Annotated in this window: 9 protein-coding genes; 1 reads left to right on the top strand and 8 read right to left on the bottom strand. The window is 67.1% G+C overall.

Translation table 11 applies throughout. From position 1 onward, the window contains the following. Positions 1-11 precede the first annotated feature (11 nt). The 3 genes from ATO11_RS01670 to ATO11_RS21105 all read right to left on the bottom strand — a co-directional run bounded on the left by ATO11_RS01670 (position 12) and on the right by ATO11_RS21105 (position 6,612). Positions 12-2,411 (bottom strand): calcium-binding protein, encoded by a 2,400-nt coding sequence (locus tag ATO11_RS01670; protein WP_050529082.1) that lies wholly within the window; start codon positions 2,409-2,411, stop codon positions 12-14. Positions 2,412-2,544: 133 nt separating this feature from the next. Then, complete coding sequence (locus ATO11_RS01665) at positions 2,545-4,383, bottom strand: ABCB family ABC transporter ATP-binding protein/permease (RefSeq protein ID WP_050529081.1); 1,839 nt, start codon at positions 4,381-4,383, stop codon at positions 2,545-2,547. Between the two features lie 87 nt (positions 4,384-4,470). Beyond that, positions 4,471-6,612: a LysM peptidoglycan-binding domain-containing protein gene (locus ATO11_RS21105; protein ID WP_242601327.1), complete on the bottom strand. Its 2,142-nt coding sequence runs from the start codon at positions 6,610-6,612 to the stop codon at positions 4,471-4,473. A gap of 165 nt (positions 6,613-6,777) precedes the next feature. Between ATO11_RS21105 and ATO11_RS01655 the strand changes: the two genes are divergently transcribed. After that, the gene (locus ATO11_RS01655) at positions 6,778-7,332 is read left to right on the top strand and encodes an LOG family protein (protein WP_050529079.1); all 555 of its coding nucleotides are present in this window, start codon (positions 6,778-6,780) and stop codon (positions 7,330-7,332) included. Between the two features lie 15 nt (positions 7,333-7,347). Here the strand turns inward: ATO11_RS01655 and ATO11_RS01650 are convergent, their stop codons facing one another. The 5 genes from ATO11_RS01650 to ATO11_RS01630 form a co-directional block, all read right to left on the bottom strand. Next, positions 7,348-8,223, bottom strand: coding sequence for a metallophosphoesterase (locus ATO11_RS01650; protein ID WP_050529078.1), 876 nt, complete (start codon positions 8,221-8,223; stop codon positions 7,348-7,350). A 9-nt stretch (positions 8,224-8,232) separates the two neighbouring features. Next, complete coding sequence (locus tag ATO11_RS01645) at positions 8,233-8,832, bottom strand: superoxide dismutase (RefSeq protein WP_050529077.1); 600 nt, start codon at positions 8,830-8,832, stop codon at positions 8,233-8,235. Between the two features lie 108 nt (positions 8,833-8,940). Next, entirely contained in the window at positions 8,941-9,390 is a 450-nt protein-coding gene (locus ATO11_RS01640) for a hypothetical protein (RefSeq protein WP_050529076.1), read from the bottom strand. A 94-nt stretch (positions 9,391-9,484) separates the two neighbouring features. Then, positions 9,485-10,054: a sarcosine oxidase subunit gamma gene (locus ATO11_RS01635; protein WP_050529075.1), complete on the bottom strand. Its 570-nt coding sequence runs from the start codon at positions 10,052-10,054 to the stop codon at positions 9,485-9,487. Then, on the bottom strand, positions 10,047-12,992 hold the full coding sequence (locus ATO11_RS01630; protein ID WP_050529074.1) for a sarcosine oxidase subunit alpha family protein: 2,946 nt from the start codon (positions 12,990-12,992) through the stop codon (positions 10,047-10,049). Before ATO11_RS01630 ends, ATO11_RS01635 begins: the two co-directional genes overlap by 8 nt. Positions 12,993-13,074 lie beyond the last annotated feature (82 nt).

The following is a 13,074-nucleotide window of genomic DNA, read 5'->3' as shown; positions in this document are numbered from 1 at the left end:
GCGCCACGGCGTCAGAAGAAATACATGCTGCCGTTCAGGTCCGCCACGGCCTGACCGCTCAGCGCGAAATCCTCGAAGATCACGGTGAGCGTCGCGGTGACCTCGATCACGTAGTCATTGCCCACGAACCCTGCGGACTGGAAATCGGCCTGCGACGTGATGCCCGGCAGGCTGAACCCGACCTGGTCGTTGTCGGCAAAGGTCCAGTCAGTGACGGTGACGGTGCCGTTCGCCGCATCCATGAATTCGAACGCGTCCGCAGCGGCGCCTCCGGTCATCGAGGATACACCGACACTTTCGGCGGCGATCAGCCGGTCGCTGTCCGCCCCGCCCGACAGGGAGGCCTGCGCGTTCACGACGGCAAGCTGGTCCTCGCCCGCGCCGCCTTCAAGCGTCGAGGTGCCGGAGGGCGCGTCCTTGGCCAGAAGCTCGTCATCGCCGTCGCCACCGGTCAGCAGGTTCGACCCGTCATCGCCGTAAAGCGTGTCGTTGCCCATCCCGCCATCCAGCGTGTCGGCCCCGTTGCCGCCGGTGAAGAAGTCGTCGCCATCGCCACCGTCGAGATGATCGTTGCCGCCGCCGCCCTCTAGCCGGTCGTTCTGATCCTCGCCCAGCAACGTGTCATCGCCCGACCCGCCTACCAGCGTGTCGTTTTCCGTGCCGCCCATGATGCTGTCATGGCCGCGTCCGCCAGCGAGAAAGTCGGCCCCGCCGCCCCCGTCAAGCGTATCTTGCTGGTCCTGTCCGTAAAGGCTGTCGGCATCTACGCCGCCTGACAGGCTGTCACGGCCATCGCCGCCCAACAGGATGTCCGTTCCGGCCTCGCCCAACAGCGTGTCGTTATCCGCCTCGCCCGACAGGCGGTCATTGCCGTCGCGCCCGGCGATGCTGTCATGCCCGTCGCCGCCCTGTGCCGTATCCCGGCCAGCGCCGGCATCGATCGTGTCGTTGCCAAGACCGCCCAGCACAAGGTCGTTGCCGTTGCCGGCTTCGATCAGGTCTGCGTGGTCGCCGCCATCGATGGTATCGTTGCCGTCCTGACTGCGGATCGTGTCGAACCCGTTGCCGCCGAGAATGCTGTCGACCCCACCACCTGTAACGATGGTGTCACTGCCCTTGCCACCATCGACCATCGTCGCGGCGGCGCCGCTGGTGATCGTGTCGTTGCCGTTGCCCCCGGTGATGGTGACGGCGGTGCCCCCCAGGTTCCAGATGATGTCGTTGCCGCCGCCACCGTCGATCGACCCGAATTCGATCCCGCCGATCAGCCAGTCGTTGCCCGACCCGGCCAGCACGGTGTGGGTCCCCAGTCCGCCGAAGCGCACCTCGTCATCGCCCGGTCCGGCATCGATCAGGTCGCCGCCATTTGGCCCCGTGGTCCCCGCCGGCACCGCATTCGAGATCGTGTCGTTCCCCACTCCCGTGCGCACCGTGTCCGACCCCCAGCCGAAATTCACGCTGTCACTGCCGTCCCCACTGACGATGGAATCGTCGCCGAACCCGGACGCGATGCTGTCATTGCCCGACCCACCAATAATGGTGTCGCCACCATCCTCGCCGTCGATCGTGTCGTTCGCGTCGCCGCCATGCAGGAAATCGTCGCCCTTCCCGCCGTTGAGGTAGTCTGTGCCTGCCTCGCCGTAGATCGTGTCGTTCCCGGCAAAGCCCCATATTCCGTCGCTGTGGTCCCCACCGAACGCCACATCGTTGCCCGCGTTGAAGTTGAAGCCGAACAGGTTGGTGGTCAGGCTGTTGGTCGGGTCGTTCGGGTCGAACGTGTCGAGATAGATATAGTCGGACCCGCCCTGCCCGCGCACGGTGTCGTTGCCGGGACCGGCATAGACGATATCGCGATACCCGTCCGACCCGACGATGCTGTCATGCCCCGCGACGAACAGCGCGGCCTGCAGCGCCGCCTGGTTGGCGGGCGATTGCAAGGTCAGGTCCACCGCGTTCAGGTCCGAAATCGCGTGATCACCATGCACGATGGACATCACGTTGGCATAGATGCCGGGGCTGTTCGGCGACGCGCCGGTATAGGGGTTGTCGACGATGATCGTGTCGTTGCCGAAGCCGCCGATCAGCGTGTCGGCAGCGCCACCGCCCGTGGTGCCGGACGCGGTGCCCGAAAAGAGGATATCGTTCCCGGCCCCCGCGCGGGCCGCGTTCACCTGTGCCAGGACGTCCATGACGAACGTCCGGTCGCCATAAACGAGGTCGTCGCCGGCGTTGCCGAACACGCTGTCGGCATCGTCGCCGCCATAGATCGTGTCGTCGTCGTCATTGCCGCGCACCCGGTCGAGGCCTGCCAGCCCGTCCAGCGTATCGTCTCCCGCGCGTCCGTTGATCGTGTCGTTGCCTGCAGTGCCGGGAAGGCTGTCGGCGCCGGGGCCTCCATTGAAAATGGGCATCTCGAATATCCTTGATCTAAAAACTTGAGTGACAGGCGCGCGCCAAAAATTCGCACGCCGAATACTGCCAATATAAACAGTTTATTATCCTGAATGTCAAAGCGAGGCCGCGCAACCCGGCGTGGGTGACCCGTCAGGCGGCCTCTTCGCGTTCCTGCATCTGCCACAGCTGCGCATAGCGGCCGTCGCGGGCGAGGAGGTCGGCATGGGTGCCCTCTTCCACCACCTGCCCCTCCTGCAGCACCACGATGCGGTCGGCATCGGCGATGGTCGACAAACGGTGCGCGATGGTGATGACGGTCCGGCCCTCGCCGGCATGGGCCAGCGCCTCCTGGATGTCATGCTCGGTCTCGGTGTCTAGGGCCGATGTCGCCTCGTCCAGAAGCAGGATCGGCGGGTTCTTCAGCAACGTGCGCGCGATGCCCACCCGCTGCTTTTCCCCGCCCGACAGTTTCAACCCGCGCTCACCCACCGCCGTGTCGTACCCGTCCGGCAGGCCCGTGATGAAATCGTGGATCTGCGCCGCCTTCGCGGCCTCCACGATTTCCGCCTCGGTGGCGCCGTCCCGGCCATAGGCGATGTTGTAGCGGATCGTGTCGTTGAACAGGACCGTGTCCTGCGGCACGACGCCGATGGCGCGGTGCAGGCTTTCCTGCGTCACGTCCCGCACGTCCTGCCCGTCGATGGTCAGCGCGCCGCCGCCCACGTCGTAGAACCGGAACAGGAGCCGCCCGATGGTCGACTTGCCCGAGCCCGAAGGCCCGACGATCGCCACCGTCTGCCCCGCGGGCACCGTGATGTCTACACCGCGCAGGATCGGCCGCGCGGCGTCATAGCCGAACGACACGTTGTCGAGCCGCACTTCGCCCCCCGACACCTGCAGGTCATGAGCGCCTTCGCGGTCCGAAATCTCGGACGGTTGCTCCAGCAGGTCGAACATCTCGCCCATGTCGACCAGCGCCTGCCGGATCTCGCGATACACGGTACCAAGGAAATTGAGCGGCATGGTGATCTGGATCATGTAGGCGTTGACCATCACGTAATCGCCCACAGTCAACACGCCGTTCTGCACGCCGATCGCGGCCATGACCATCACGATCACCAGCCCGCCAGTGATCAGGAAGGCCTGCCCGAAGTTGAGAAAGGCCAGCGAATACGACGTCTTGAGAGCCGCGCGTTCATACCCCGCCATGGCCGCGTCGTAGCGTGCGGCTTCCCGCGCCTCGGCGCCGAAATACTTGACCGTCTCGAAATTCAGCAGGCTGTCGATGGCCTTCTGGTTGGCATCGGTGTCCTGGTCGTTCATCTCGCGCCGCAGCTTCACGCGCCATTCGGTCACTTTGAAGGTGAACCAGACGTACAGCCCGATGGTGACGGCCACGACCACGAGGTACCACACGTCGAACAGCGCAAAGAGCACGCCCGCGATCAGCAGGAGTTCGAGGATCAGCGGCCCGATGGAGAACAGCAGGAACCGCAACAGGAATTCCACACCCTTCACGCCGCGTTCGATGATCCGGCTGAGGCCCCCCGTCTTGCGCGTGATGTGATAGCGCATGGACAAGCGGTGGATGTGCTGGAACGTCTCCAGCGCGAGCATCCGCAGCGCCCGCTGGCCCACGGCGGCGAAGATCGCGTCGCGCAATTGCTGGAACCCGTTCGACAGAAGCCGCGCCATGCCGTAGGCGACGGTGATGCCCACCGCGCCGAGGCCCAGCAGCCATCCCGCCATGACAGACGTGTCGGCACTCGCCTCCCCCGCCAGCGCGTCGACTGCCAGCTTGTAAAGGATCGGCGTGCCCACCGCGACCAGCTTGGACACGATCAGCGCGACCATGGCCCAGATCACGCGGTATCGGACCCAGCGCGGCTCGTCCGGCCAGAGATACGGCGCGACCTTGCGGATCGTGCGCAGGCCCGAGCGCTGTTCGTCCCGCGCGCTGCGCGTTTGCGGATCGGCGGCGGCCGTCATCCGCGCACCCCGGTTTCGATGAAATGACACGTCTTCATGGGGCCATCACCTAGCCCGCGCCGCGGGGGATGACCAGTGCGGCGCGGCTCATTCCGGGATGGTAAAGACCTGGCCGGGATAGATGAGGTCCGGGTCGCGGATCTGGTCGCGGTTGGCCTCGAACACGCGCACGTATTCCACGCCCGCGCCGTAGCGCGTCTCGGCAATCGCCCAGAGGGTAGAGCCCGGTTGCACGGTGACCGCCGCGATGGGCACATCGGCCTCCGCCACGCGCTCTGCCGCCTCGGCCAGCACCTCGTCGCTTTCGCGCTTGAACGGCGTCTCGACCCGCCCCGTGACGTCGCCGCTGTCATCCAGCCGGTCGACCCGCAGGGTGTAGACCCCGGTATCGACCTCGGGCAGGTCCACGGCCCAGCTTCCATCCTCGGTGATCCGCGAGGTCGAAACCGGCGCGTTGTCGAGGTAGATGCGCACGAAGCCGCCCTCGGCCCCGCGACCGGCCAGCGCCACGTCGCCCTCGTTGGAATAGGAGATCGAATCGAGCGCCAGTGACGTCGGCACTGCCGGCCCCCTCTCGGGCGTGCGCGGCGCCTGCAGCACCTTCACACCGCTGCGGCTGGCAAGGAACACCGTCGGCGCGCTGGGTGCACCGCTCGCGGCCTGCGGCGCGGACGGCGCGGCGGGCTGGGTGGCGTCAAAGACCGGTGTCGCCGGTTGCGGCACGTCGGGCAAGGCGGCAACCACGTCCGGCAGCGCCGGATCGGCGGCATCGGCCACGATCTCCGTCTGGGCGGTGGGGGCCGCGTCGGACGCGGCGACCACGTTACCGGTCCCCGTGGCTTCACCGCCGGGAGCCTGCGCCGCACTGGCCGCCTGCGTCGCGGCGACCGGATCAGCGGTATCACCCTGCGCCTCACCGGCATCAGTCGCCGCGGCAACGTCTGTCGATGCGGTTGCCGTGTCGTCCGACACGGCGACATCCGCCACATCCGCTGCCGCCGCTTCCGTTTCCGTGGGGGCCGCCGCCGCATTTGCCACGTCCGTTGACGCGGGAGAGCCTGTTTCAGGCTCCGCATCGCCGGTATCGGCGAGGGCAAGCTGCACGCTGTCGTCCTGCGTCTCGGGTGCCGCATCGCCCGTGGTCTCTGCTACCTCGGGCGCATCCGGGGCGTCACCTGAGGCGACCTCGGCAAGCGCCGACCCTTCAACAGGCACGGCACCTTCGGCGGTTTGAACGGCCTGCGGGGCATCGACCGCTTGCGCGGTTTCGGTGACTTGCGTCGCTTCGCCGACAGTGGCCCCGGTGTCGGTCTCGACGGATGCGAGGACCTGCGGAGCGTCATCACCCGTCACGCCCGTGTCCGACCCGACCGCCTCGACCGTATCCGCATCGGGCGCATCCGCCTGCGCGGCATCCGCCACGACCACCTCGGGCCCTGCGCTGTCAGCGGCCTCACCGGTTGCGGGGTCGGTGGCCTGAGCCACGTCGTCCGCGGCCTCGGTCTCGACCGCATCCGCCGCCGCCCCGGTCGTTCCGGCAGCATCGGCCAGATCGACAACGGCCGGTGCGGCAGCCACGATCACCTGGTCTTCGGACGGGGTCAGCTTGTCGCCCAGCATCGCGTCGAGCGTCAGAAGCCGCGTCTTGCCATTCGGCGCGATGGTGAGGAAGGCGGCGAACTTGCCCGCGGGATCGGCGATCACCTCTTCCAGCGTTTCGCCATCCAGCACCAGCCGCACCCGCGACCCCGGTTCGGCGGTCCCCGCGATCAGCGCGCTGCCGTCGCTTTCCACCCGTACCACGTCGAAGGAAGGGGCAAGGCTTTCCGGCGCGGGCACGTCGGCGATGTCGGTGTCGGGCGTCTCCGGCGCGGCCTGCGGAAGCGCCGCCGCGTCGTCGGTCTGCCCTGCCTCGGGAACGCTAGCAGAATCCCCGGTCGGCTGGGCCTCGGGCGCGCTTGCGGCATCCCCGGTCGACTGGGCCTCGGGCGCGCTTGCGGCATCCCCGGTCGACTGGGCCTCGGGCGTGTTTGTGCCCGTCTCGGGCTGCTGCAGGGCGGCGACCTGCGGATCGGCGTCCTGCGTGATCGGGGCCGGGTCCTGCAGGCCCAGCGTCTTGGCACCCCACGGCCAGACACCGGTCACGGCCAGCCCACCGGCCACCGCGCCCGCGGCGACGGTCAGTACGACGGCAGGTTTGCCCGCCAAGGATGACAAAAGTCCGGCCATGTGTGCCCTTTTCCCCAGAACCCGTGCACAGAGTTGAGCGTACATAGCAACCGCCGTATCAAGACACAAACGATCATGGCGCTCGGCATTGAATGGTCTCGTGGGCGTGGCGACCCGTCACCACCGCCTGCCCGCCCGTGGCCCGACCGGCAAGGGAGAACCCATATGGCACGACTTTCGGTATGCGTGTTCTGCGGCGCGCGGCCCGGCGCCCAGCCGGCCTATGCCGCGATGGCCGATGCAACGGGGCGCATGCTGGCGGAATTTGGCGCGCGGCTGGTCTACGGCGCGGGCGACATGGGGATCATGGGCGCGGTCAGCGCCGCCGCGCAAGAGGCGGGCGGCGAGACGCTGGGCGTCATCCCCGGCCACCTTGTCCCGCGCGAACGCGGCGGGCGCGTGCCGCACGGCCAGCTGGTGACCGAGACGATGCACGAGCGCAAAAAGGTCATGTTCATGAATTCCGACGTGACCCTGCTGCTGCCCGGCGGCGCGGGATCGCTGGACGAAGTGTTCGAGGTCCTGACATGGCGCCAGATCGGCCTGCACGACAAACCCATCGTGATCCTGAACGGGCTGGGGTTCTGGACACCGCTTCTGGACCTCGTCGATCACGTGATCGCCGAAGGCTTCGCCGATGCCTCGCTGCGCGACATGCTGACGGTCTGCGATGATGTGGAGGCGGTGAAGACGACGCTCGAGCGCCTCGCCTCGTCCTGAGACGCGACCGCGCTGTCAGGGATCGGGCGAGACCACGTCGACCACGGTGATCTCGGGCGGGACACCCATCCGGACGGGCGCATCGGAACAGCCGATCCCGCCGGACACGATCATGCTCTTGTCGCCCGACACGTACAATCCGTAGGAATAGGTCTCGGTTTCCGCAGCCATGATCGCGGGTGACCACCACAGGATGCGCACCTGCCCGCCATGGGTGTGGCCCGACAAGGTCAGCCCGACCTGATCAGGCACGTCCGGAAAGATGTCGGGTTCATGCGCCAAGAGGATCGCGGCGGCATCTTCGGGGACATCGGACATGGCCGTCTCGATATCGTCGAACCCCTCTTCCTCGGGGTCAAGCGACAGGGGGCGCTGGTCGGCAAGGCCCACCAGCCAGAACTGGTCCTGCCCGTCGCGCAGCGGCACGGCGGCGTTTTCCAGCAGCGGGAAATCATGCGCCGCCAGCGCGTCGGCGGCATCCGGCAGGCGCCGGTCTTCGGCGGCCTCCTGGTCCTGCCACCAGTCGTGGTTGCCGAGGACCGCGTAGGTGCCCAAGGGCAGGCGGAATTCGGTCAGCGCGGCAATGATGTCATGCTTGCTGAGAAGCCCCACCGTGAACCGGTGCGCGGCGGCGTAATCGCCCAGCAGCACGCCCACATCTCCGTTCAGTTTCAACGCCTTGCGCACGATCCACCGCACCCGCGACGCGGGCACGTGCGGCCCGCCCGCATGCAGGTCCGAGATGATGACGATGCGCAAGGGCGCGCGCCCCGCCCAGACCTTGGGCGCGACGCGGTAGCGCACGACCTTCAGCCGCCACGCCGGTTCGATCCAGAACGCGTAAATGACAATGGCCAGGAGCACCGCTCCCAGCCAGAGGAGGATCGTCACGGCGACGACCTACATGCGCGAGGCGACGTTTTCCCAGTTGACGAGGTTGTCGAGGAAGTTCGTCAGGTACGCGGGACGCTTGTTGCGGAAATCGATGTAGTAGGAATGCTCCCACACGTCGCAGCCCAAGAGCGCGGTCTGGCCGAAACACAGCGGGTTCACGCCGTTTTCCGTCTTGGTGACCTTCAGCGAGCCGTCGCTGTCCTTCACGAGCCACGCCCAGCCCGACCCGAACTGCCCCGCGCCGGCGGCGCTGAACGCGTCCTTGAACTTGTCGACCGACCCGAAGGCTTCGGTCAGGGCGCTTTCCAACTCGCCCGGCATCTTGCTGTCGCCGGGGCCCATCATTTCCCAGAACTGGTTGTGGTTCCACAACTGGCTGATGTTGTTGAAGATACCGTTCTGCGCGACGGCGTTCGGATCATAGGTGCCCTTGATGATCTCTTCGAGCGACTTGCCCGCCCACTCTGTGCCCTCGATCGCCTTGTTGCCGTTGGTGACATAGGCGTTGTGGTGCAGGTCGTGGTGGTATTCCAGCGTCTCTTTCGACATGCCCTTGTCGGCCAGCGCGTCGTGGGCATAGGGGAGATCGGGAAGTTCGAATGCCATGAGAGGATCCTTTCGTCTTAAGCAATCCGTTGCTCTACCCATGTGCGCGGGCAGTGGCCGCCGTCAAGGGGCGCGGGCCTGATTTCGGCAGGGATGCGCGCGCGCGGGTCAGGAATCGGTCTTGATCTGCTTGATCTCGCAGGTGCCGCGCCCGCTCAACTGCCCGCGCAACTCCGTCACCCGCGCGGCAAGGAAGATGGCCCCGGTCTTGCGGTTGATATCCACCTCGTACCGCAAGCGGACGGTGCGGTGATCGGTGGTGCGGGGCCCGCGCACCGTCCAGCGGAACACCGCCTTTTCGGAATTGACGCGGACCGCCTTCGCCTCCATCGGCTGGTCGTCGTTGAAATGCAGGACGATCGGGTCCGACACGATCGCGGTTTTATCGCCCGACCGGTGCCCGATGAACAGGATCTCGGGCACGAGGTCGATATCCTGCTTCTTCTGGATCGTGCAGGTATAGGCCGTCGCAACCTGCGCCAGCGCGGGCGCGGCCAACGGCGAGGCGATCCCGAGGATTGCGGCGGAAAGGCAAGCGGCAGGAAACCTGTGCGTCATGAAATGCTCCGGCAAGAATGGTCAGTTTCCGAACCATAGCCTCACATACCATCGTGACAACCGCGGAAACCTATCCGCGCGGCGTGGGCCGGGATCAGCCGTGCCAGCCCACCGGCGCGTCGGGGTCCGCCGCCACCGACAGAAGCTGCATCACGTAGTCCGCGACTGACCGGAAACAGACGATGCGGATGGTCCCCGCTTCGGTCGGCCAGACGGCCGCCGCGACCTGCGCCAGCCGCGTGCGGCGCATCGTGCCGGGGGCGAACGCCCCATCGCGCAGGTCCGCCGGTGTCAGCTTGGCCAGCACGTCCCGCGCCGCCGCGCCGTCCAGTTCGAACACCGCCCGCGCGTCCGACACGTTGGCGACCAGCGCGTGACACTCCGCCAGCGCCCCCTGAAGGACCGCGACCTTGTCCCATGCCTCGGCATAGTCGCAGAAGACCAGCGCCTCGTCGGGTGACATCCACGCGATGGCGCAGCCCTCCCCTTCGACGATCCGGCCCGTGCCCGGCATGTCGAGCCCGGTGACCGAGCCAACCGCCCCGGCGACCGCCTTGTCCGACAAATCGGCGCGAATGGTGATCATGCCGGTCAGGGGGCGTTCGCGCACCGCGACCAGCCCGTTGAACGAAGCGCCGCCCAGCGCCGTGACCGCCTCAGACATTCTGCTTCTCCCCTTCGCGGTCATAGAAGACCGGATCGACGATCTTGGCCCGCACCGTCGTGCCGCCGGGTACGGGGAAGTCGAGCACTTCGCCCATCCGGTCCGGCCCGTGGCGCACCAGCCCCATGGCGATGCCACGGCCCAGTGTCGGCGAATGGTAGGTCGAGGTCACCCGCCCCTGCACACGCCGCTGGTCATTGTCGTTCCAGCCCGCTTCCACGGCATAGGCACCATCGGGCAGGACCGATCCGTCGAGCGTTTCAAGCCCCACAAGTTGCCAGCGGTCGGGATCGGTCATGTGATCGCGCTCCTGCGCGCGCTTGCCGAGGTAGTCCTCTTTCTTCTTCGAAATCGCCCAGTTGAGGCCAAGGTCCTGCGGGATCACCGTGCCGTCGGTTTCGTCGCCGATCATGATGAACCCCTTCTCGGCCCGCATGATGTGCAGCGCCTCGGTGCCGTAGGGCATCACGCCGAACTCTTCGCCCGCCTCCATCAGCGCATCCCAGAAGGCCTGCCCCTGCCCGGCATCGACGGCGATCTCGTAACTCAGCTCGCCCGAGAAGGAGATGCGGTAGACGCGGGCACGGAACCCGCCGATCTCTCCATCGGCCCAGGCCATGAAGGGCAGCGCATCGGCGCTCACTTCCATGCCGCCCAGCTTTTCCAGCACCTTGCGGGCGTTGGGGCCGACAACCCCGACCTGCGCGAACTGCTCGGTCGCGTTCACGACCCAGACCTTCCAGTCCCACCACTCGCATTGCAGCCAGTCTTCCATGTGGCCATGGATGCGGTCGGCGCCGCCGGTGGTGGTGTGGCACAGGAACGTCTCGTCATCGATCCGCGCGACGACACCGTCGTCGATCAGGAAGCCGTTTTCCGAACACATCAGGCCATAGCGGCAGCGCCCCGGTTTCAGCGTCGACATCATGTTGGTGTACATCATGTCGAGGAACCGGCCCGCATCCGGGCCTTTCACGATAAGCTTGCCAAGGGTCGAGGCGTCGAGCAGGCCGAGGTTCTGGCGCGTGTTCGTCACTTCCCGCATCACCGCGTCGTGCACGTCCTCGCCGTTTTGGACAAAAGCGTAGGGACGCCGCCATGCGCCCACCGGCTCCCAATCAGCGCCATGCGCATCATGCCAGTCATGCATCGGGGTGCGCCGGATCGGCTGGAACAGCGCGCCCCGCGCCTCGCCCGCGATCGCGCCCATGCTGATCGGCGTGTAGGGTGGGCGGAAGGTGGTGGTCCCGACGGCGGGAATATCCTTGTGCAATGCATCAGCAAGGACGGCGAGTCCGTTGATATTGCTGAGTTTCCCCTGATCGGTCGCCATGCCAAGCGTGGTGTAGCGCTTGGTATGCTCGACGCTTTCGTACCCCTCGCGCGCGGCAAGGCGCACGTCGGACACTTTCACGTCGTTCTGGAAATCGAGCCAGGATTTGCCCTGCAACGCTTTCTCGGCCTGCGCCGGCATCTGCCAGACGGGCGACAGCGGGGCTTCCTCCCAGTCCTCGGCACCGTCGAGGATTTCCGGCAGCGTCAATGCGCCACTCGCCGCGCCCGCAGCGCGGACGAAGGCCTGACCGTCCGCCCCGGTCGGCGCGCGCGCGGGGTCCGGAGCGAAATGCGCGCGCGTCTCGTTCCAGTTGAGCTTGCCGCCGCAATGGGACCACAGGTGCACGACCGGCGACCAGCCGCCCGACATCGCCACCGCGTCGCAGGCGATCTCGTGCAGGGCCGACCCGTCGCTGTCCATCCGGCAGATCCCGACACCGGTGACGCGCTTGCCGCCAAGGAGGCGGCCCACGCCCATGCCGAATTCCACCCGGATGCCGCGGTCGCGCGCGGCCTCGGCCAGCGGGCCGCCTTCGGAGCGGGCATCGACGATCACCGGCACCCCGACCCCCGCATCGGCCAGCGCCAGCGCGGTGCGGTAGGCGTCGTCGTTGTTGGTCGCAATCGCCACGCGCCTGCCGGGCGTGACGCCGTAATTCACGACGTAGTCACGCACCGCGCTCGCCAGCATGACGCCGGGAATGTCGTTGCCGGCAAAGCTCAGCGGCCGTTCGATGGCGCCCGTCGCGGTCACGATCTCGGTGGCGCGGATGCGCCACAGGCGGTGGCGCGGCGCGTCGTTGCCCGGCTGGTGATCGCTGACCCGTTCGTAGCCCAGCGCGTAACTGTGGTCGTAGACCCCCGCGCCCATCATGCGCAGGCGCATCCGCACGTTGGGCATCTCGGCCAGCGCCGCGACGGTTTCATCCACCCACTTGTCCACAGGGCCGCCGCCGACCGAGCCGCCATCCACCGGCGCACGCCCGCCCCAATGCGCGGTCTGTTCGATCAGCAGAACCTCCTTGCCCGCCTCGCCGGCGGCGCGCGCTTCCTGCAGGCCGGCGACACCGCCACCCACGACCAGCACGTCGACATGCGCGTACATGTGCTCGTAAGTGTCCACATCCCGCGCCTCGGCATCCGGCGCCTTGCCGAGGCCCGCCGACTGGCGGATGAACGGCTCGTAGACGTGCTTCCAGAACGGACGCGGGTGGATGAACATCTTGTAGTAGAAACCCGCCGACAGGAATTTCGACAGCGCGTCGTTCACCACGCCGATATCGAAATCGAGCGAGGGGAAGTGGTTTTGCGACTTCGCCACCAGCCCGTCGAACAGCTCGGTCGTCGTGGCGCGCTGGTTCGGTTCGAACCGGTCACCGGTGCCGAGGTTCACCAGAGCGTTCGGCTCTTCCGCGCCCGAGGCCACGATGCCGCGCGGGCGGTGGTACTTGAACGACCGCCCCACCAGCATCTGGTCCGACGCCAGAAGCGCGGAGGCGAGCGTGTCCCCCTTCATCCCGCGCATGGCACGGTTGTTGAAGCGGAAGGTGCGCGGCTTGCGGCGGTCGATCAGGCGGCCGCCCTGCGGCAAACGGTGGCTCATCGGTAGGACCCTTCGACCGGGTGGAGGCCGTGGGAGCCTCCGGCGGACATATTTGGAAAGAGAAGAAGCAGGGGCGCGCGCA

It is taken from the genome of Pseudaestuariivita atlantica, assembly GCF_001205715.1.
Lineage (GTDB): Bacteria > Pseudomonadota > Alphaproteobacteria > Rhodobacterales > Rhodobacteraceae > Pseudaestuariivita > Pseudaestuariivita atlantica.
This window is presented reverse-complemented; position numbering and strand designations above follow the sequence as displayed.

Excerpts from the sequence above, each read along its gene's own strand:
- ATO11_RS01670 (WP_050529082.1), bottom strand. The coding sequence starts at position 2,411 with ATGCCCATTTTCAATGGAGGCCCCGGCGCCGACAGCCTTCCCGGCACT.
- ATO11_RS01665 (WP_050529081.1), bottom strand. The coding sequence starts at position 4,383 with ATGACGGCCGCCGCCGATCCGCAAACGCGCAGCGCGCGGGACGAACAG.
- ATO11_RS01635 (WP_050529075.1), bottom strand. The coding sequence starts at position 10,054 with ATGTCTGAGGCGGTCACGGCGCTGGGCGGCGCTTCGTTCAACGGGCTG.
- ATO11_RS01630 (WP_050529074.1), bottom strand. The coding sequence starts at position 12,992 with ATGAGCCACCGTTTGCCGCAGGGCGGCCGCCTGATCGACCGCCGCAAG.
- ATO11_RS01655 (WP_050529079.1), top strand. The coding sequence starts at position 6,778 with ATGGCACGACTTTCGGTATGCGTGTTCTGCGGCGCGCGGCCCGGCGCC.
- ATO11_RS01640 (WP_050529076.1), bottom strand. The coding sequence starts at position 9,390 with ATGACGCACAGGTTTCCTGCCGCTTGCCTTTCCGCCGCAATCCTCGGG.
- ATO11_RS01645 (WP_050529077.1), bottom strand. The coding sequence starts at position 8,832 with ATGGCATTCGAACTTCCCGATCTCCCCTATGCCCACGACGCGCTGGCC.
- ATO11_RS21105 (WP_242601327.1), bottom strand. The coding sequence starts at position 6,612 with ATGGCCGGACTTTTGTCATCCTTGGCGGGCAAACCTGCCGTCGTACTG.